This is a genomic window from Brevundimonas albigilva (assembly GCF_023503965.1).
GTDB lineage: Bacteria > Pseudomonadota > Alphaproteobacteria > Caulobacterales > Caulobacteraceae > Brevundimonas > Brevundimonas albigilva.
On sequence record NZ_CP097298.1, the window covers coordinates 448,544 to 467,212 of the forward strand.

Sequence of the window (18,669 nt, forward strand, 5' to 3'; positions counted from 1 at the left end):
AACGTGATGAGGTGAACGATGCCGAAAACAGGTCTGAAAATGCCGCGTTATTCATTTCTGATGGCGGTGGTCGCTTCGTCGGCTATTGCGGGCTCGGTTTCGGCCCAGACAGCCCCTTCCAGCGAAGTTTGGGATCAATTGATTCGTTGCCGGTCGGTGCAGGACGTCACCGCTCGATTGTCCTGCTACGACGATGCGACCGCCGCTTTCGAAACCGCAACGAGATCCGGGTCCGTCGTGGTTCTGGATAGAGCCGAAGTCGAGGCGTCGCAGCGGCAGGCCTTCGGATTCGACATCAACGTCCTCAATCCTTTCGCGCGCGAGGGGCGGCCAGAGGAAATCTCATCCATCACCTCTGCACTACGAAGCGCCAGGCAGGTGGGCGCAGGCCAGAAGTGGCTGGTGACGCTGGAGGACGGCTCAACCTGGCTTCAGATCGATTCGAGCTCGCCGTATGTTCGGCGGCAAGCGGGCCAGGAAGTCCAGGTGCGACGCGCTTCGCTCGGCAGTTTCATGATGACCGTAGGTTCAAGCAGCGCTTTTCGCGTGCGGCGCCAGACCACCGACTGACGTCTCTATCGCACGATCCCCACCCGCGCCGCATAGGGCGCGGGTTCCGGGGTGCAGGAGGCGACGACCAGTTGCGCCGCCATGAGACACAGGACCGCGGCGGCGATGGGCTGGAGCCGATTTGAGACAGCAAGGGCGATCGAACGGGCCATGACGGGCGCTCCGGCGAAGGTTTCCGACTCGTTAACGCAAGGGCCGCGCCAGACGCCCGGCGGGCGCCCATGATCCCCTTCGTGCGGGACTTCGACTTCGCCTACGGGCGGACGGATCAGGTGTCGCCGCTGATCCAGCGGCTGGTGGCGCCCAATCCCGGACCGTTCACCTTCACCGGCACCGGCGTCTATATCGTCGGGCGGACCGAGCCCGGCGCCCGGGTGGCGGTGATCGACCCCGGCCCGCGGGATCCCGCGCATGAGGGGGCGCTGCGGGCGGCGGTGGAAGGCCGCACCGTCAGCCATGTGCTGGTCACGCATACGCACCGCGATCACGCGCCGCTGGCGCGGCCCCTTGCGGAAAAGACGGGCGCGATCGTGCTGGCGGCCCGCCCGCCCGTCCGCGAAACCCACGCCTCGGGCGGCCTGGACGAGGAAGAGGATGCGGACTTCGCCCCGGATAAAATCCTGGTCGGCGGCGAGGTCATCGAGGGGGATGAGTGGACGCTCGAGGCCGTCGCCACCCCTGGCCATGCGTCGAACCATCTGGCCTTCGCCCTCAGGGAGGAGAACGCCCTGTTCAGCGGCGACCATGTGATGGGCTGGTCGACCACGGTGGTGGCCCCGCCCGACGGGAACATGCGCGCCTATCTGGCCAGCCTCGACGCCGTGATCGCGCGGGATTTCGCCACGATCTGGCCGACGCATGGGCCGCCGATCACCGAGGTCGCGCCCTTCCTCGCCGCCTATCGGGCCCACCGGCTGGAGCGCGAGGCCCAGGTTCTGGCGCGGCTGGCGGCCGGCGACCGGACGGTCGGAGAGATGGTCCCGGTCCTTTACGCCGCCGTCGATCGGCGACTGTGGCCCGCGGCGTCGCTGTCGGTCCTGGCGCACCTGATCAAGCTGGTGGAGGACGGGGTCGTCGAGGCCACGCCGCAGGCCGCGTTCTCGGCCGAATTCCGCCTGATCTAGCGGGCGGCCGCCTCGAGGGCGTCGGCCAGCTTGCCGGCCAGTCGACAGGCGGCGCCGCCGTCGGGGCGGATCCGGTCGCGGGCGGCGACGCGGATGTCGGTTCGGCCGGGCCGGATCCGCACCACGGCGTCATGGGCGAAGCCGAACCAGGCGCCCTCGTGCACGCCCTCAACTTCGAAGGTGGTGGCCCGCACGACGGGGAAGCCGGCGTCGACCAGGGCCGAGGCGGCCTGCTGCGCCAGCACCTGGGTCGGGATCGAGCGGGCCGCCGGGCAGGCGTCCGATCCCGCCGGCGTCTGGCCGCGATGAAGGGCCGCCAGACGCGAGAAGGCCGGCGGCTCGGCGCCGTTGCTGGTCACGTCGCGAGGCGTGTCCGCGGCCAGGCTGGCGGCCTGAACCTGGAATCCGGCGACGGCGGCCCCGGCCATGACCAGGGCGGCGACGCGGCGTAGAGCCCCTGCCCTTCAGATCGCGGAACGCGAGCCCGGCGACGACCAGCGCCGCCGCCAGGGCGACCCAGGCCAGCCCTCGCGCGACGGTCCAGGTCAGGACGTCATAGGCCAGGCCCACGTCGACGCCGCCGAAGCGCGTGGCCGCCACCGCCGCGACGATCACCACCAGCGGCGCGGCGGCCAGGGCCGTCAGCCAGGGCAGGACGGCGGGCACGGGTTTGCTGGACGGCATCGGCGCTCCGGATTCGAGGTCAGGCCGGCAGACGGTAGTCCTTCAGCCGTTCGCGCAGAAGCTTCTTGTCGATCTTGCCGGTGGCGCCCAGCGGGATTTCGTCCAGGGCCACAACGTCGTCCGGCATCCACCATTTGGCGATCTTGCCCTGCAGGAAGTCGAGATGCTCCTGCTTGTCCAGGGCCTCGCCCTCCTTGAGCTTGAGCAGCAGCACCGGGCGTTCGTCCCATTTGGGGTGGGCCGCGCCGATGACGGCGGCCAGCTCGACCTTGGGATGGCCCACGGCGATGTTCTCGATCTCGATGGAGCTGATCCATTCGCCGCCCGACTTGATGACGTCCTTGGAGCGGTCGGTGATCTGCATGAATCCCATGTCGTCGACCGTGGCCACGTCGCCGGTGTCGAAGAAGCCTTCGCCGTCGACGATGGAGCCCTCCTCGCGGAAATAGGCCCGGGCGACGGTGGGGCCCTTGACCATCAGGTGGCCAAAGGTGTGGCCGTCGTGATCCAGGGTCCGGCCGGCGTCGTCCTTCAGCTTCAGCTCGACGCCCAGCGGCGGCGTGCCCTGTTTGACGCGCCACTTCAGCTGCTCCTCGAACGGCAGGCTTTCCAGCTCGGGCGTCATGTTCGACAGGGTGCCGATGGGCGAGGTCTCGGTCATGCCCCAGCCCTGCAGCACCTCGACGCCATAGTCGTCGTGGAAGGCGCGGATCAGGCTTTCGGGCACGGCCGAGCCGCCGATCAGCACGCGCTTGACCGTCGACAACTTCAGCCCGTGCTCGCGCATGTGCATCAGAAGCCCCTGCCAGACGGTGGGCACGGCGGCGGAGAAGGTGACCTTCTCGGTCTCCAGCAGTTCGTAGATGGAGGCGCCGTCCATCTTGGCGCCCGGCATGACCAGCTTGGCGCCCGCCGCCGGCCCGCCGAAGGCGATGCCCCAGGCGTTGGCGTGGAACATCGGCACCACCGGCAGGATCACCTCGCTGGGCGTGGCGCCCAGGACGGTCGACTGAAGACCCAGAAGCGTATGGATGAAGTTGGACCGGTGCGAATACAGCACGCCCTTCGGATTGCCGGTCGTGCCCGAGGTGTAGCAGAGGCCGCAGGCGGTGTTTTCCTCGAAGTCGCCCCAGACGCAATCGGTCGACTGGCCGGCGATGACCGCCTCATAGGCTTCGGCCCTGGGCAGCTTGGTCTGCGGCATGTGGGCCGCATCGGTCATGACGATGACGCGCTCGACCTTGGGGATGTGCGGCAGGATGGCTTCGAGCAGCGGCACGAAGGTCAGGTCGGTGAAGATGACCCGGTCCTCGGCGTGGTTGATGATGTAGATCAGCTGCTCGGGGAACAGGCGCGGGTTCAGCGTGTGGCACACCGCGCCGATGCCCATGACGCCGTACCAGGTCTCGATGTGCTTGTCGGTGTTCCAGGCCAGGGTGGCGACGCGGTCGCCCGGCTTGATTCCCCAGCCCTTCAGGGCGTTGGAGACGCGCCTGGCCCGCTCGTGGATGGCGGCGTAGGTGGTGCGGACGATCGGCCCCTCGACCGAACGGGTCACGACCTCGCGGTCGCCGTGCCAGTTCTTCGCGTGGTCGATGATCTTGTCGACCGTCAGCGGCCAGTCCTGCATCAAGCCCAGCATCGTCGTGTCCTTGTCCCTTGGCGTGCGTCTGCTTGGGTGCGACGCTTGATGGCGACGCTATCTTGGTGATCGTCGTTAAGCAACGTGACGCAGGGTCAGGTTCGGCGCGACGATCGTCCGCGATGGCCTTGCGGCGAAAGCCGATCTAGAAGGCGCGACATGGCCATATTGATCGCGATCACGGGGGCTCCGGCTCCGGCAAGAGCACCCTGGCCGAGGCCCTGGTCTCGGCCCTGCCGCCCGGCAAGGCCGTGCTGGTGCGCGAGGACTCCTACTACCGCGACGCCGCCTCCCTGCCCGGCTTCGACGCCGCGACCTTCGACTTCGACGACGTGGCGGCGCGCGACCATGACCTGATGATCGCCGACCTGTCTGAGTTGAAGGCGGGGCGGCCGGTGACGGCGCCGCTGTATTCCTTCATCCATCACGGCCGCGAGCCGGGCGGGGAGCCGATCCCGGCGGCGGAGGTGGTGGTGGTCGAGGGCACCCACGTCCTGTGTACGCCGGAACTGACGGCCCTGTTCGACATCCGCGTCTTCGTCGACACCCCCGCCGACATTCGCTTCATCCGCCGCCTGCTGCGCGATCAGGAGGAACGCGGCCGGTCGGCGGACTCGGTCGTGGCGCAATATCTGGCGACGGTGCGTCCGGGCCATGAGCGCCTGACCGAGCCGTCGCGAACCCACGCCGACTTCATCGTGGCGGACGCGACCGCGGCGGTGCGTCTGGAGGATCCGCAGGCGGTGGTGCGCCTGGCCGCGCCGGTCCTGGCCCACCCGCTGCTGCAGCCGCTGCTGGAGGGCTGAGGGTCAATCGTCGACGACGCCCCGCTCCAGGGCGTCGCGCGCCCTCTTCTCAGCAATGATGCGATCCAGCCGCTCGCACTGGATCCAGAGTTCGCGCCGCAGGCGGGCGTCTTCCGCCATCTCCTCGGCGCTCTGCTTGCGAGGGGGCGGCAGGCCGCGTCCGGGCTTGGGGCGGCGGGGTTTGGGGCTGGCCATGACGGCTCCTTTCCAGACATGCGTGTTCCCCCCGCCGTTCCCGGCGGAGTCGATGGAGGGCTGGGCGGAGCGCCGGGCCTTCGCCCGGAGTTCTGAGATGTGAGTACCGTTTCGACGAGGGCTGGACGCTCCGCGCGAAGGATTGGCCTGCAAGCTCGGGGCGCCGAGTGGTGGCGGTCTTATCGCCTAACCCCATAAGCCTGCGGCGGGCCGGCGGGGTCTGCGAAACCCCGTCCGGGTGCGGCCGAGTATCCCCCTCGACCCTCCGCCTCGCGCGTCCGGTGCGCCGGCCGGCGAGGCGGCGCGGGCCGTTCCAGACCCGCCCCCGCTTCCTCCGCTCCCGCCGCCGCAAGGTCGCAGGCCTTACGAGCCCTCCGGTGCGACGGGACGAGGAAAACATGGCACGGTTTTCAGCTCAGGCGGGCTGGAGGGGGCGAGAATCCGGCAAGCCGCTGGAATCGTTGCGGTCGCGGCAGCGTCACTTGGAGAGTTGGCGGGTTTGGCCTGACATCCTCTCCCGCGTTTCCGTTCACCGAGACGGCGCGCGCAAGAGCACCCGCCGGCGACGGTGTCAGTGCAGGGTGCGGAACTTCAGCGTGCCGGGGACGGCCTTCAGGACGCCCAGCGCCTCGCGATCGTAGTCGCGGTCGACGTCGGTGATGACGTAGCCGACCCGCTCGCTGGTCTTCAGGTGCTGGCCCAGGATGTTCAGGCCCGCGGCCGCCAGCGCCTGGTTCAATTCGGCCAGGACGCCCGGCTGGTTGCGGTGGATGTGCAGCAGCCGGTGCGCGCCGGACACCTCGGCCAGCTGGACGTTCGGCAGATTGACGCTGAAGGTCGTGTCGCCCCGGTTGAGATAGCCCAGCAACCGCTCGGCCGCGAACTCGGCGATGGCTTCCTGCGCCTCTTCGGTGGAGCCGCCGATGTGCGGCGTCAGGATCATGTTCCTGAGCCCCTGCAGCGGGCTTTCGAACGGATCGGCGTTGGTGCGCGGCTCCTCGGGGAAGACGTCCACGGCCGCGCCGGCGATCCGGCCCGACCCCATCGCCTGGGCCAGGGCGCCGACGTCGACCACATGGCCGCGCGACAGGTTCAGGAACAGCGCCCCCTCCTTCATCCGGCCGAACTGGGCCGCGCCGAAGATGGCCTTGTTCTCCGCCCGGCCGTCGACGTGCAGGGTCACGACGTCGCTCTCGGCCAGCAGGGCGTCCAGGGCGCGCATGCGCCGGGCGTTGCCCAACGCCAGCCGCTCGGACAGGTCGTAGAACAGCACCCGCATGCCCAGGTTCTCGGCCAGCACCGAAAGCTGGCTGCCGATGGCGCCGTAGCCGACGATTCCCAGGGTCTTGCCGCGCAGTTCCCGGGAGCCCGTGGCCGACTTGTTCCACTTGCCCAGGTGCATGGCCGCCGACTTGTCCGGCACGTCGCGCATCAGCACGATCATCAGGCCGATGGCCAGCTCCACCACCGAGCGGGTGTTGGAATAGGGGGCGTTGAACACCGCCACGCCATGATCGGCGGCGGCGTCCAGATCGATCTGGTTCGTGCCGATGCAGAAGGCGGCGACGGCCATCAGCTTGTCGGCCTGTTCCAGCACGCGGCGCGACACCGTGGTCTTGGAGCGGATGCCCAGCACGTGCACGCCCCTGACCGCCTCGATCAGGTCGTCCTCGTCCAGGGCGCCCTTCATCGTTTCGACCGTGTAGCCCGCCTCCTCCAGCCGCTCGACGGCGGCGGGGTGAATGTTCTCCAGCAGCAGCATCCTCATGCGGCTGCGGGGAAAGGACCAGCGGCCCGCCAGCCCCTCGGCGTGAAGCACCTCGTCCAGGGAGGCGGCCTCGGCGTCGGCGGCCTCGACCACGGGCGCGCGGCGGACGACCTCGGTGAAGGCGTAGAAGGCGTCGGCCGCCCCCGCCAGCTTGACCTCCGCGTCGTTCCAGCCGTCGCCGACCATCACCACCCGGCCCGTCAGGTTCAGGCCGTGGATGGCCCGCGGCTTGCCCTCGGCGTGCGACAGGGGATTGGCGCCGTCCACGCCCGTCACGCGGCCGTCGTCGTCATAGACCAGGTCGTTGCACAGCACCCGATCGGCGGGCACGCCCAGGGCCTGGGCGACCGGGGCGATCACCTCGCGAAAGCCGCCCGACAGGATGACGACTTCGACCGCCCCCGTCTGGAAGAAGCCCAGGTTGCGGCGCACCGACGCGGTCAGGCGGTCGGGCGCCTGGGCCGCCAGCGTCGCCACGTGATCGCGGGTCAGGGGCAGCAGCGCCAGCCGCTGACGCAACGCCTCGCCGAAGCCGATCTCTCCGCCCATCGCCTGGTCGGTCAGGGCCGCGATGCGCGCGCGGGTCGCCTCGGCGTCGGGCGCGCCGGCCAGGGCGATGTCGGCCAGCGCCTCCAGCGTCTCGAAGTCGACCAGGGTCGAATCGAAATCGAAGATCATCGTGGGGCGCGCGCTCATGGCCGCCCTCTTAGCGACCTTCGCAGGCGCCGCAAAGCCAAGGCGTGCTAAAGACTGACGCCAGCTGCGCTCAAATCATGCCGCCCGCCTGGCTCGACAGCCGATGGGCGGCAAGGAAATGTCAGAAACGGACGATGCGGCGCACGCGGCTGTCGGGACGACGGCTTTCCAGCAGGGCCGCGCCGACGGCCGCCGCCAGGGTGGCCACCGCGATCAGGGCGCCGCCTTCCCGACGATGATCGTGGGCGTAGGCCGCCGCCTCGTCGGCGTACCGGCGCGCGGTCTTGCCGTGCTTCTTCGCCGCCTTCCTGGAGCCCTTGCGCGCGGCGCGGAACCAGTCGCCGGCATGGTCGCGGGCGTCCTCGGCCACGTCGACGGCGCGATGGCGGGCCTGGCGCGCATAGTCGCCGGCGCGGTCGCCGAAGTCCTCGGCGCCGTGGCGGAAGGCGTCCATCGCGTCATGGAAGCGGCCGCGCAGTTCGGAGGCGTCCACCCAGCCGCGCGGGTCCATGCGGGTCTTGATGCGCTGGTAACGGGTGGGTCCGGTGCGCTGCGAGAGATAGACCGCCGCAGCGGCGCCCAGGACGATCAGGGCCAGGCCGCCGGCCGTCACGCCGGGGTGCTTGCGGACTTCTTCCATGGCGTCGAAATCGCGGATCATGGGATGTTGAACCTCTCGAGTGGTCGTCTGGAGCGAAATCGTTTTCGCGTCAGCGAAGGAGCGAACCGGAGCAGAAACGGTTCCCCGATCCGGCCAAGCTGGCGAAAAACGCGATCCCAGGCGCGCGACGCCCGCCGGCGCGACCGGGGGCTTACCATCGCCGTCCCGGGCGCCTAAATAGCCGCGATCCCGACATGACGACCAGCAAGGACGCCGCCGTGACCGATCACGCGCCCCATTCCCCCGTTTCCGACGACCTGGCCGCCGCCTTCCAGATCGAGGGCTGGCCCGTGCGCGGCCGCCTGGTCCGCCTGGGCGCCGCCATCGACAAGATCCTGAAGGCCCACGCCTATCCGGAACCGGTCGCCAGCCTGCTGGGCGAGGCCTGCGCCCTGGCGGCGCTGGTGGGCTCCAGCCTGAAGTTCGACGGCCGGCTGCTGATCCAGGCCCAGGGCGACGGTCCGGTGCGTTATGTCGTGGCCGACTACGGCACGGACGGCACGCTGCGCGGCTACTGCCGCTATGACGAGGCCGAGGTGGCGGCGGCCTCGCAGGGCTTTTCGCGGCCCGGCGCGCAGACGCTGCTGGGCAAGGGCGTCTTCATCATGACGCTGGACCGCGGGCCCGACTTCGAACGCACCCAGGGCATCACCCCGATCGAGGGCGAGAGCCTGTCGCTGTGCGCCGAACACTATTTCGAACAGTCCGAACAGGTGCCGACCAAGGTCCGCCTGGCCGTCGGCTCGGTCCAGACCGACGCCGGGGTCCAGTGGCGGGCGGGCGGCGCCATGATCCAGGTCATCGCCGGCGACGCCGCGCGCGGCTCGACCGAAGAGGTGTGGGAGCGCACGCGCGCCCTGTTCTTCACCCTGGGCGACGACGAACTGATCGATCCGACGATCAGCCCGGAAACCCTGCTGTTCCGCCTGTTCCATGAGGACGGCGTCCGCCTGGAGGGCGCCAGAACCCTGTCGGCCGTCTGCGGCTGCTCCAAGGACCGCATCGCGGCGGTGCTGGCTTCGTTCGAGCCGAAGGAGCGCGACGACATGGTCGAGGCCGACGGCAAGATCCGCGTCACCTGCGAATACTGCGCGACGGTCTATGAACTGGAGCCCGACGACGTGGTGACGGCGCAGATCTGAGACCTGCCTCAGACCAGCATGAAGACGGCGTCGCCGAAGTTGCGCATGACGTCGGACATCGCCCCTCCCCTGCATGACTCGTGTCATGAGGCGACGGCGAAGGCGGACGGATGCGCGTTGCGGGAATTTGACGCGAAGCTTGCGCTCGCGGTCCGCGATCAGCCTTCCAGATCGAGCGAATAGCCGGCCGAGCGGACGGTGCGGATCGGATTGGCGCTGTCGTCGCCGATGGACAGGGCCTTGCGCAGGCGGCCGACGTGGACGTCCACGGTGCGCGCCTCGACATAGACGTCGGAGCCCCAGACCGCGTCCAGCAGCTGCTCGCGGCTGAACACGCGGCCGGGATGCTGCATGAAGTGGTCCAGCAGGCGGAATTCGGTCGGCCCCAGATGGACCTCCTGGCCCGAACGCTTCACCCGGTGCGAGACGCGGTCGATGACGATGTCGCCGTGGTTCAGCCGGTCGTCGGCCAGACCGGGCCGGATGCGGCGCAGGACGGCCCGGATGCGGGCGATCAGTTCGACCATCGAGAACGGCTTGGTCAGATAGTCGTCGGCGCCCGTGTCCAGCCCGCGCACCCGGTCGCTTTCCTCGCCGCGCGCGGTCAGCATGATGATCGGCAGGTTGCGCGTCTCGGCCTTGCCGCGGATGCGGCGGCAGACCTCGATCCCCGACAGCTTGGGCAGCATCCAGTCCAGCAGCACCAGGTCCGGCAGCCGTTCCTCGACCTGAAGCATTCCCTCCTCGCCGTCGGAGGCGACGGTGACGTCGTAGCCTTCCTTTTCGAGGTTGTACTGAAGCAGGGTCGCCAGCGCGTCCTCGTCTTCCATCACAAGGATATAGGGCTGCACGTCGGTTCTCCGGTCTCGGCTCAGTGCGTGTCGGTGGACAGGTTGGGGGTCGGAGACTCGTCCTCGGCCGTCGGCATGGCGCGCGGACGGTCGCCGACGATCTCGTCGCCGGTGATCTCGTAGTGGACGGTCTCGGCGATGTTGGTGGCGTGGTCGCCGATCCGTTCCAGGTTCTTGGCCATGAACAGCAGATGGGTGCAGGCGCCGATCGTGCGCGGGTCGCCCATCATGTAGGTCAGCAGTTCGCGGAACAAGGCGTTGTAATGCTCGTCCACCTCGTCGTCGGTCTGCCAGACGGCGACGGCGCGGTCGATCTCGGAGGCGGTGTAGGCATCCAGCACGTCGCGCAGGCGGTTGGACACCAGCCGCCCCATCCGCTCGATCGAGCGGGTCAGCGGCTGCATCGGCTCGACCTCGGCCAGGATCAGCGCGCGCTTGGCGATGTTCTTGGCCAGGTCGCCGGTGCGCTCCAGGTCCGAGGCCATCTTGATCGCGCCCAGCGTCTTGCGCAGGTCGCTGGCGACCGGCTGGCGCAGGGCGATCAGCCGGATGGCCTTCTTCTCGATATCGCGATGCAGCGCGTCCAGCTTCAGGTCGCGATCGACCACCGCGCGCGCCAGGGCGATGTCGCGTCGGGCGACGGAATCGATGGCGTCCGCGACCTGGGCCTCGGCCAGGCCGCCCATGCGGGCGACCTCGGCCGTGATCTGGTTCAGTTCGTCGCCGTAGGCCTTGACCGTGTGCTGGTTCATCGGATTAGCCGAAGCGTCCCGTGATGTAGTCGAGCGTGCGCCGCTCGCGCGGATTCTGGAAGATGGTCTCGGTGTCGCCGGTCTCGACCAGGCGGCCCATGTGGAAGAAGGCGGTGCGCTGCGACACCCGCGCGGCCTGGGCCATCGAGTGGGTGACGATGACGATGCAGAAGCGCTCGCGCAGTTCGTCGATCAGCTCCTCGATGCGCGCGGTGGCGATGGGGTCCAGGGCCGAGCAGGGCTCGTCCATCAGGATCACTTCCGGGTTCACGGCGATGGCGCGGGCGATGACCAGGCGCTGCTGCTGGCCGCCCGACAGGCCCATGGCCGAGGACTGGAGGCGGTCGGCGACCTCCTCCCACAGTCCGGCGCGCTTCAGGGCGCTTTCGACCACGCCGTCCATCTCGGACTTGGCCGAGACAAGGCCGTGAATCTTGGGTCCGTAGGCGACGTTCTCGTAGATCGACTTGGGGAACGGGTTCGGGCGCTGGAAGACCATGCCGACGCGGGCGCGCAGCAGCACCGGGTCGATCGAGCGGTCGTTGATGTCCTCGTCGTCCATGGCGATCCGCCCCGTGACCTTGGCCCCCGAGATGGTGTCGTTCATGCGGTTCATGGTCCGCAGGAAGGTGGACTTGCCGCAGCCGGACGGGCCGATCAGGGCCGTGACGGTCTTGTCCGGGATGTCAAGCGAGACGTCGTACAGCGCCTGCTTGCCGTCATAGAAGACCGACACGTCGCGCGCGGCGATCTTGATCGGTCCGCTCGGCGGCGTGTCGACCACCGTGGGGCCGGGCGCCGGTTCGGCGTCCTCCATGCGGGGCTCGGGCCGGTCGGGCGTCTGGGCGGGCGCGGCCTCGGGCAGCACCTGCCCGCCCATGCGCGGAGCCTGCGTCGGGTCGCCGCCGTCGTTGTGGCCGTCGGGTGCGCGGAAGATCGGAACTTCATTCTCTTACCACCGACGCTCGAAGCGCCGCCTCAGGATGATGGCCGCCGCGTTCATCACGATCATGAAGGCCAGCAGGACCATGATCGCGGCGGCGGTGCGTTCGTGGAACGCCCGCTCGGAGGCGTTCTCCCAGATGTAGATCAGCGACGGCAGGGCGCCGACCGGCTGGTCGATGGCGTGGGGCACGCCCGGCACGAAGCTGACCATGCCGATCAGCAGCAGCGGGGCGGTCTCGCCCAGGGCGTGGGCCATCGAGATGATGGCGCCGGTCATGACGCCGGGCATGGCCAGCGGCAGGACGTGACTGAACACCGTCTGGGTGCGGCTGGCGCCCATCGCCAGGGCCGCCTCGCGATCGACGGGGGCACCGCCTTCAACGACGAGCGCGTGGCGATGATCAGGGTGGGCAGGGCCATCAGCGCCAGCACCAGGCCGCCGACGATCGGGCTGGCGCGCGGCAGGTGCATCCAGTTGATGAACAGCGCCAGGCCCAGCAGGCCGTAGACGATCGAGGGCACCGCGGCGAGGTTGTTGATGTTGACCTCGATGATGTCCGTCAGCTTGTTCTTGGGCGCGAACTCCTCCAGCCAGACGGCGGCGCCGACGCCCAGCGGAATGGCGATCAGGGCGGTGACCATCAGCATCAGGGCCGAGCCGACCACGGCGCCCAGGACCCCGGCGATCTCGGGCTGGGTGGAATCGCCGTTGGTGAACAGGGCGGTGTTGAAGTGCGAGCCGATCACCCCTTCGGCCTTCATCCGGTCCAGCCAGGCCAGCTGACGGTCGTTCAGGCGCCGCTGCTCCTGCGGCACGTCGCGGGAAATCTCGCCCTTCAGATACAGGTCGGCGTCGTCGGACAGCGGCGCCGCCAGCGGCACCGTCTCGCCGATCACGTCGCCGCGGCGGGCCACCAGGTCGGCGGCCACGAACTTCAGCTCCGACGAGAACAGGCCGCGCATGTCGCGCGAGACGTCGCCGCGGGCGTCGTCGGCGATCCCCCAGCGCGCCAGCTGCTGCTCGGCCGCCATCTGCTCGAAGTTGGAGCCTTGCGGATAGGCGCGGTCGACCTGGGCGGGGTCCATATAGACCGGGACCGTCACCGTGTGGGTGTAGAAGGCGGTGTGCCCCTGCTCGACGATGCGTCCTAGCAGGATGACCAGGAAGACCACGGCCGCGCCGATGGCCAGCTGCCCGTACAGCTTGAAGCGGGTCTCGCGCGCGTGACGACGCTTCAGCCCCGCGCGCAGCCGCGCGAGACGCTTGTCCAAGGCCGCGCCGACCTGTTCGGGGGTCGCGTCAGTCATACTGCTCTCGATAGGTCTGGACGATGCGCTGGGCGACGATGTTCAGCATCAGGGTGACCAGGAACAGGGTCAGCCCCAGGCCGAACGCCGACAGGGTCTTGGCGCTGTTGAACTCCTGGTCGCCGGTCAGCAGGGTGACGATCTGCACCGTGACCGTGGTCACGGTGTCCAGCGGATTGAAGGTCAGGTTGGCGGCCAGGCCCGCGGCCATGGTCACGATCATGGTCTCGCCGATGGCGCGCGACACCGCCGCCAGCAGCAGGGCGCCGGCGATGCCCGGCAGGGCCGCGGGCAGCAGCACCCGCTTGACCGTCTCGGACTTGGTCGCGCCCATGGCGAAGGACCCGTCGCGCAGGCTCTGCGGCACGGCGTTCAGGATGTCGTCCGACAGCGACGACACAAACGGGATCAGCATGATGCCCATGACCGCGCCGGCCGTCAGCGCCATCTGGTTCTGCACCAGCGCCAGATACTGGCCAAGGCCGTCCAGCGGCCCGCCGATCAGGAACAGGCCGATCTCGTTGAAGAAGACGCGCAGCGCCGGCCCCACGGTCAGGGCGGCGAAGAAGCCGTAGACGACGGTCGGCACCCCGGCCAGGATCTCCAGCACGGGCTTGATGACCGCGCGCGCGGTGCGGCCGGCGTATTCCGACAGATAGATGGCCGACAGCAGGCCGATGGGCGCCGCCACCAGCATGGCGATCAGCATGATCAGCAGGGTCCCGGCGAACAGGGGCACGGCCCCGAAGGCGCCGCTGGAGCCGACCTGGTCGGCGCGGATGGCGATCTGCGGGCTCCATTGCGTGCCGAACAGGAACTCCGTCACCGGCACGTGCTGGAAGAAGCGGAAGGCGTCGAAGGCCAGGGAGGCGATGATGCCGATGGTCGTCAGGACCGCCACCGCCGAACAGACGAACAGCGCGCCCCAGATCCAGCCCTCGACCCGGTTGCGGGCCCGCACGTTCGGGCGGATCTGGCTGAAGGCGAACAGGCCGCCCATGATCGCGGCCAGAACGGCGGCGACGGCGGCGCCCCATTGCAGGGTGCGCTCGACCCGCACCATGCGGCGCGCCTCGACCGGCAACTGCTCGGCCAGGGGGCGTTCCCAGATCTGCAGCGCGGGCTCGCCCCGGCCCAGACGGTGGGCGTCGGCGAAGAAGGCCTCGCGGCGGAAGGGTTCGAGCGCGGCGACGGCGTCGGGCGTGCCGGCGGCGGTCAACTGGCGCTCGATCGGCGCGGCGAAGATCCCCGCCAGCATCAGCACGACCAGCGCCGGCGCCGCGACCCAGATTAGGGCGTAGGCGCCGTGCTGGGCCGGACGCGAGTGCGCGCGGACGCCCCGAAACCGGCCTTGCGCCAGCGTCCGGCCGCCCACGAAGGCGGCGGCGGCCAGCGCTGCGAGAATCAGCAGGAGAATCCAGATCATTCGGGGCCCGGTGCGCGTGCGCGAATCGTCGGAATCCCGAAAGCCCGGGACCGACCTGGCGCGTCTTCTGCCCGCGAATGGTCAGCGGATTAAGACGGCTCCATGACAGTTCGGTTACAGCGACGCCGGGATGGAGGCCTGGGTCGAGGGGGCGTCGGCGCGCCGCTTGCTCGCCATCGGGAACCAGGCGGTGAAGGCCGCGCCCTGGCCCGGCGCGCTTTCCACCACCAGGCCGCCCTGGTGGCGGTTCATGATGTGCTTGACGATCGCCAGCCCCAGGCCCGTGCCCTGCCGCTCGCCGCTTTTCTGGCCTTCGACGCGGTAGAAGCGTTCGGTCAGTCGCGGCAGATGCTCGCGGGCCATGCCCGGCCCGTGATCGCGCACGGTGACGGCCGCATAGACGAGGCCGGCCGTGCGGTCGGGCGTCACCAGCGGCAGGCGCGTCGCGCCGGGCATCCGCGACGCCCAGGCCTCGTCGAACGACAGATCGGCGCGGACGGTGATCTCGACCACGCCCCCCGCCGGCGAATATTTGACGGCGTTGTCGAGCAGGTTCTGCACCACCTGGACGATCTCGTCCCGGTCGCCGCTGACCGACGCCCGCGCCTCGCCCTGGTCAAGCACCACGCTGACGTCCTTGCTCCGCACGATAACGCTGACCGCGTCGACGACGTCGGAGGCGGCGCGGTCCAGGTCGACGCGGCCCGACGGCGGGATGTGCTCGTTGAGCTCGATCCGGCTGAGCGACAGCAGGTCGGCGACCAGCCGGCTCATCCGGTCGGCCTGGGCGGCCATGATGTCCAGGAACCGGTCGCGCGCCACCACGTCCTCTCGCGCATGGCCCTTCAGCGTCTCGATGAAGCCGCTGAGCGAGGCCAGCGGGGTGCGAAGCTCGTGACTGGCGTTGGCCAGGAAGTCCACGCGCATCATCTCCATGCGGCGCACGTCGGTCTCGTCGCGCAGGACGACCAGGGCCAGCCCCTCGTTCGCCCCGCCCAGCGGCCGGGTCCAGGCGCGCCAGCGGCGATCCCTCTGTCCGCCGGTGGTGTAGTCGGTCGCGCGCGACACGCCGCCGAACAGCGCCTCGTCCACCGCCTCCAGCACGCCCGGCTCGCGGATGACCTGGACCAGCAGGCCGCCCTGCCGCTGCACGCGCAGCAGATCACGCGCCGCCTGGTTGGCCAGGACGATGCGGCGTCCGGCGATGTCGTCGGGCTCTCCGCCGCTGACGATCAGCACCGGGTCTTCCAGCGCCTCGAACACGCGGTCGAGCAGGTCGACCGAGGCCGCGGGCGGGACGGCGGCCGCTCCGTCCTCGACGCGGACGGGCTCGACCTCCTGCCGTCCCGGCGCGTTCAGAAGCCAAGCCGCCCCCGTCGCCACCGCCGCCCCGCCCACCAGCCACGGCGCCAGCTGGGGATGGATGACCGCAAGGCCCAGCATCACCCCGACCGCGATGGCGACCGTGGCGCCGATCGTCCACAGGCGCGACGTCGAGATCGGCGCGACGGGCGATGGCGAAACCTCATAGGGCATGGTCGGGACGAATCTCGGAGACGGCGACGGACAAAGGCCATCCTTGCACGGATTTCATGACGGCGCTTAGACAGCGCGCGGGTCGGAAACCGTACCGTCGTACCTTTTCTTTAGGACTTTGCGGTGAAGCTGGGCGCAGCGAGGGGATGCCGTGCAGAGGTTCCTGGAAAGCCTGAGTCAAAGCCACGATTGGCGGCTGATCGTCCTGGCGGCGACCGTCTGCGTCGTCGGACTGAGCGCCGCCTTCTGGTTGATGAACCGCGCCTGGACCTGGGGCGGGGATCGCGGGCGTCGCCCCGGCCTGCTGGCCGCCGTGACGGCGACCGGCGCCGTGTGGACCACCCACTGCCTGATCATGCAGAGCTATGTGGTCGCCATCGACGCCCATGTCGCCTATGCGCCCCTGCCCACCCTGGCCTCCTTCCTGCTGTGCGCAGCCTCCGTGGGCCTGGCGATCGCCGTGACCTTCCGCGAGGACAGCCGGCGCATGAAGGCCGTTGGCGGCGGGCTGGGCCTGCTGGGCGTCGGCGTGATGCACTATGTCGGCCTGGCGGGGCTTCGCGCCTCGGCCACGTTGCAATGGAACCCCTGGCTGATCGCCCTGTCCTTCGTCGCGGCCGTGGCGCTGAGCGCCGGGGCCGGCTTCGCCTATCGTCGCGGGCCGCGACGCAGCCTGGCCGTGCTGGCCCTGTTCGACGCCGCCGCCATCGTGCTGCTGCATCTGCTGGGGCTGTCGGCGGTGACCATCACGCCGGACGAGGTCGGCGCCGCCGTCTCGGGCCTTTCCCCGGCGACCCTGAACGCCCTGACGCTGGTCGCCGTGATCGGCATCGCCTGGGCGGTGGGCCTGACGGCGTGGATGAACCACCTCTCGCGCCAAGGCGCCCTGAAGCAGATGCGCGAGGCCGTCGACGCCATGCCGGACGGCCTGGCCTTCTATGACGCCGACGACCGGCTGGTGCTGTGGAACGCCCGCTACGCCGAGGTCAACCGAGAGATGGAAACGCAGCTGTGGGTCGGCATGCCGTTCCGCGAACTGCTGCGGATCGGCCTCAAGGAAGGACGCTACGCGGACGCGCTGGGGCGGGAGGACGCCTGGCTGACCGAACGGCTGGCCGAGCGCCGCAAGCTTTCGGCGACGCTCGAGCAACGCATCGTCGGCGACCGGGTCCTGAGGATCCAGGATCGGCGCACCGCCGAGGGCGGCCTGGTCACCGTCTGCACCGACATCACCGACCTGAAGCGCGACGCCGCCGCCCTGGAAGAGGCGCGCGACGCCGCCCAGACCGCCAACGTCGCCAAGAGCCAGTTCCTGGCCAACATGAGCCACGAGATCCGCACCCCGCTGAACGGCGTGATCGGCCTGACCCAGGCCCTGGCCAAGACCGAGCTGAACGCCGAGCAGCGCGAGATGCTGGACCTGATCCAGGCGTCCGGCCGCAGCCTGCAGACCCTGCTGAGCGACATCCTGGACCTGGCGCGGGTCGAGTCCGGCAAGCTGGAACTGACCGAGGACGCCTTCCATCTGGCCGGCGCCGTGCGCGAGGCCGCCCAGCTCTACGCCGAGAACGCCCGCCAGAAGCGACTGGACTTCCACGTCGACATCGACGTGGACGACGCCCTGTGGATCCGCGGCGACGCCGTGCGGCTGAAACAGGTGCTGACCAATCTGATCTCCAACGCCGTGAAGTTCACCTCGCAGGGGTTCGTCAGCGTCACCCTGCAGCAAGGGCCCGAGCGCGACGGCGCGCCCACCCTGCGATTCGCCGTGGAGGACACCGGCATCGGCTTCGACGCCGCCACCCGCGCGCGGCTGTTCACGCGATTCGAACAGGCGGACGGGGGCATCACCCGCAAGTTCGGCGGATCGGGCCTGGGCCTGTCGATCTGTCGCCAGCTGGCCGAGATGATGGGCGGCGACCTGGACTGCGAAAGCGCGCCGGGCGGCGGTTCGTCCTTCATCCTGACGCTGCCGATGAAACGCTGCGCCCCGCCCGTCGCCAGGGACCAGGCCGACGAGCCCGTCATCGCCGCCCCCGCCCGCGTCCTGGTGGCCGACGACCATCCCACCAACCGCCGGGTCATCGAATTGATCCTGGCGCAGGCGCCCGTCGAGATCGTGATCGCCGAGAACGGCGCAGAGGCCGTCGAAGCCTGTCGTCGCCAGGATTTCGACCTGATCCTGATGGACATGCAGATGCCCGTGATGGACGGGCTGACCGCCACGCGCGAGATCCGCCTGCATGAAACGGCCATGGGCGCGCCGCGGACGCCGATCGTCATGCTGACGGCCAACGCCATGCCCGAACATATCGCCGCCGGACGCAGCGCCGGCGCCGACCGGCACCTGGCCAAGCCCTTCAACGCGGCGGAATTGCTGGCCATGGTGGCCGATCCCGCCGCCCTGGGGCGCAATCAGGCGCAGGCCGCCTGAAACCGACCTTAGGCGGTTGCGCGTCCGGCGCGATGCGTGTAATAGCCCGCGCTCTTGAATTCGAGGGTTCACACCCCCGCCGCGCGGGCCCTTTCGTCAGCGCGGCGTTTCCGTTGTTTGTTGAGGCAG

The 18,669-nt window shown here is 69.6% G+C and carries 16 protein-coding genes and 1 pseudogene; 5 read left to right on the top strand and 12 right to left on the bottom strand.

Translation table 11 applies throughout. From position 1 onward, the window contains the following. The first annotated feature begins 18 nt into the window (after nucleotides 1-18). Entirely contained in the window at nucleotides 19-570 is a 552-nt protein-coding gene (locus tag MU852_RS02310) for a hypothetical protein (protein WP_249750853.1), read from the top strand. Nucleotides 571-575: 5 nt separating this feature from the next. On the opposite strand, the gene MU852_RS02315 is transcribed toward MU852_RS02310, so the two are convergent. Beyond that, on the bottom strand, nucleotides 576-722 hold the full coding sequence (locus tag MU852_RS02315; protein WP_249750854.1) for a hypothetical protein: 147 nt from the start codon (nucleotides 720-722) through the stop codon (nucleotides 576-578). 69 nt (nucleotides 723-791) lie between these two features. On the opposite strand from MU852_RS02315, the gene MU852_RS02320 reads away from it, so the two are divergent. Next, a complete protein-coding gene (locus MU852_RS02320) occupies nucleotides 792-1,694 on the top strand; it encodes an MBL fold metallo-hydrolase (RefSeq protein WP_249750855.1) in 903 nt (300 codons plus the stop codon). Here the strand turns inward: MU852_RS02320 and MU852_RS02325 are convergent. After that, nucleotides 1,691-2,122 (bottom strand): DUF1499 domain-containing protein, encoded by a 432-nt coding sequence (locus tag MU852_RS02325; protein WP_249750856.1) that lies wholly within the window; start codon nucleotides 2,120-2,122, stop codon nucleotides 1,691-1,693. The two genes, MU852_RS02320 and MU852_RS02325, sit on opposite strands and share 4 nt — an antisense overlap. A gap of 275 nt (nucleotides 2,123-2,397) precedes the next feature. Further along, a complete protein-coding gene (locus MU852_RS02330; RefSeq protein WP_249750857.1) occupies nucleotides 2,398-4,020 on the bottom strand; it encodes a long-chain-fatty-acid--CoA ligase in 1,623 nt (540 codons plus the stop codon). A gap of 233 nt (nucleotides 4,021-4,253) precedes the next feature. Here MU852_RS02330 and MU852_RS02335 point away from each other — a divergent pair, with 233 nt between their 5' ends. Further along, a complete protein-coding gene (locus tag MU852_RS02335; protein WP_249751835.1) occupies nucleotides 4,254-4,826 on the top strand; it encodes a nucleoside/nucleotide kinase family protein in 573 nt (190 codons plus the stop codon). Nucleotides 4,827-4,829: 3 nt separating this feature from the next. Here MU852_RS02335 and MU852_RS02340 read toward each other — a convergent pair whose 3' ends face one another. The 3 genes from MU852_RS02340 to MU852_RS02350 form a co-directional block, all read right to left on the bottom strand. After that, nucleotides 4,830-5,021 (bottom strand): hypothetical protein, encoded by a 192-nt coding sequence (locus MU852_RS02340; RefSeq protein ID WP_249750858.1) that lies wholly within the window; start codon nucleotides 5,019-5,021, stop codon nucleotides 4,830-4,832. Between the two features lie 571 nt (nucleotides 5,022-5,592). After that, nucleotides 5,593-7,485, bottom strand: coding sequence for a phosphoglycerate dehydrogenase (serA, locus tag MU852_RS18085; RefSeq protein ID WP_249750859.1), 1,893 nt, complete (start codon nucleotides 7,483-7,485; stop codon nucleotides 5,593-5,595). A 121-nt stretch (nucleotides 7,486-7,606) separates the two neighbouring features. Beyond that, nucleotides 7,607-8,146 carry a hypothetical protein gene (locus MU852_RS02350; RefSeq protein WP_249750860.1) on the bottom strand — a complete coding sequence of 180 codons (540 nt, stop codon included), beginning with the start codon at nucleotides 8,144-8,146 and terminating at the stop codon, nucleotides 7,607-7,609. A gap of 218 nt (nucleotides 8,147-8,364) precedes the next feature. Between MU852_RS02350 and MU852_RS02355 the strand changes: the two genes are divergently transcribed. After that, entirely contained in the window at nucleotides 8,365-9,288 is a 924-nt protein-coding gene (locus MU852_RS02355; protein WP_249751836.1) for an Hsp33 family molecular chaperone, read from the top strand. 158 nt (nucleotides 9,289-9,446) lie between these two features. On the opposite strand, the gene phoB is transcribed toward MU852_RS02355, so the two are convergent. The 6 genes and pseudogenes from phoB to MU852_RS02385 all read right to left on the bottom strand — a co-directional run bounded on the left by phoB (nucleotide 9,447) and on the right by MU852_RS02385 (nucleotide 16,106). Next, nucleotides 9,447-10,139, bottom strand: a complete 693-nt coding sequence (gene phoB, locus MU852_RS02360) for a phosphate regulon transcriptional regulator PhoB (RefSeq protein WP_249750861.1) — start codon at nucleotides 10,137-10,139, stop codon at nucleotides 9,447-9,449. Nucleotides 10,140-10,159: 20 nt separating this feature from the next. Next, complete coding sequence (gene phoU, locus MU852_RS02365; protein WP_249750862.1) at nucleotides 10,160-10,891, bottom strand: phosphate signaling complex protein PhoU; 732 nt, start codon at nucleotides 10,889-10,891, stop codon at nucleotides 10,160-10,162. A 4-nt stretch (nucleotides 10,892-10,895) separates the two neighbouring features. Continuing rightward, on the bottom strand, nucleotides 10,896-11,771 hold the full coding sequence (gene pstB, locus MU852_RS02370) for a phosphate ABC transporter ATP-binding protein PstB (protein ID WP_249750863.1): 876 nt from the start codon (nucleotides 11,769-11,771) through the stop codon (nucleotides 10,896-10,898). A gap of 72 nt (nucleotides 11,772-11,843) precedes the next feature. Then, a pseudogene (pstA, locus tag MU852_RS02375) lies at nucleotides 11,844-13,144 on the bottom strand (phosphate ABC transporter permease PstA). Continuing rightward, complete coding sequence (pstC, locus tag MU852_RS02380; RefSeq protein ID WP_249750864.1) at nucleotides 13,137-14,570, bottom strand: phosphate ABC transporter permease subunit PstC; 1,434 nt, start codon at nucleotides 14,568-14,570, stop codon at nucleotides 13,137-13,139. The pseudogene pstA and the gene pstC overlap by 8 nt, the downstream one beginning before the upstream one ends. 114 nt (nucleotides 14,571-14,684) lie before the next feature. Next, nucleotides 14,685-16,106, bottom strand: coding sequence for a sensor histidine kinase (locus MU852_RS02385; protein ID WP_249750865.1), 1,422 nt, complete (start codon nucleotides 16,104-16,106; stop codon nucleotides 14,685-14,687). Nucleotides 16,107-16,257: 151 nt separating this feature from the next. Between MU852_RS02385 and MU852_RS02390 the strand changes: the two genes are divergently transcribed. Continuing rightward, on the top strand, nucleotides 16,258-18,540 hold the full coding sequence (locus MU852_RS02390) for a hybrid sensor histidine kinase/response regulator (RefSeq protein WP_249750866.1): 2,283 nt from the start codon (nucleotides 16,258-16,260) through the stop codon (nucleotides 18,538-18,540). Nucleotides 18,541-18,669: the final 129 nt, after the last annotated feature.

Coding starts and splice junctions, on each gene's coding strand:
- MU852_RS02310 (WP_249750853.1), top strand. CDS start 19: ATGCCGAAAACAGGTCTGAAAATGCCGCGTTATTCATTTCTGATGGCG.
- MU852_RS02315 (WP_249750854.1), bottom strand. CDS start 722: ATGGCCCGTTCGATCGCCCTTGCTGTCTCAAATCGGCTCCAGCCCATC.
- MU852_RS02320 (WP_249750855.1), top strand. CDS start 792: ATGATCCCCTTCGTGCGGGACTTCGACTTCGCCTACGGGCGGACGGAT.
- MU852_RS02325 (WP_249750856.1), bottom strand. CDS start 2,122: ATGGCCGGGGCCGCCGTCGCCGGATTCCAGGTTCAGGCCGCCAGCCTG.
- MU852_RS02330 (WP_249750857.1), bottom strand. CDS start 4,020: ATGCTGGGCTTGATGCAGGACTGGCCGCTGACGGTCGACAAGATCATC.
- MU852_RS02340 (WP_249750858.1), bottom strand. CDS start 5,021: ATGGCCAGCCCCAAACCCCGCCGCCCCAAGCCCGGACGCGGCCTGCCG.
- serA (WP_249750859.1), bottom strand. CDS start 7,485: ATGAGCGCGCGCCCCACGATGATCTTCGATTTCGATTCGACCCTGGTC.
- MU852_RS02350 (WP_249750860.1), bottom strand. CDS start 8,146: ATGATCCGCGATTTCGACGCCATGGAAGAAGTCCGCAAGCACCCCGGC.
- phoU (WP_249750862.1), bottom strand. CDS start 10,891: ATGAACCAGCACACGGTCAAGGCCTACGGCGACGAACTGAACCAGATC.
- pstB (WP_249750863.1), bottom strand. CDS start 11,771: ATGGGCGGGCAGGTGCTGCCCGAGGCCGCGCCCGCCCAGACGCCCGAC.
- pstC (WP_249750864.1), bottom strand. CDS start 14,570: ATGATCTGGATTCTCCTGCTGATTCTCGCAGCGCTGGCCGCCGCCGCC.
- MU852_RS02385 (WP_249750865.1), bottom strand. CDS start 16,106: ATGCCCTATGAGGTTTCGCCATCGCCCGTCGCGCCGATCTCGACGTCG.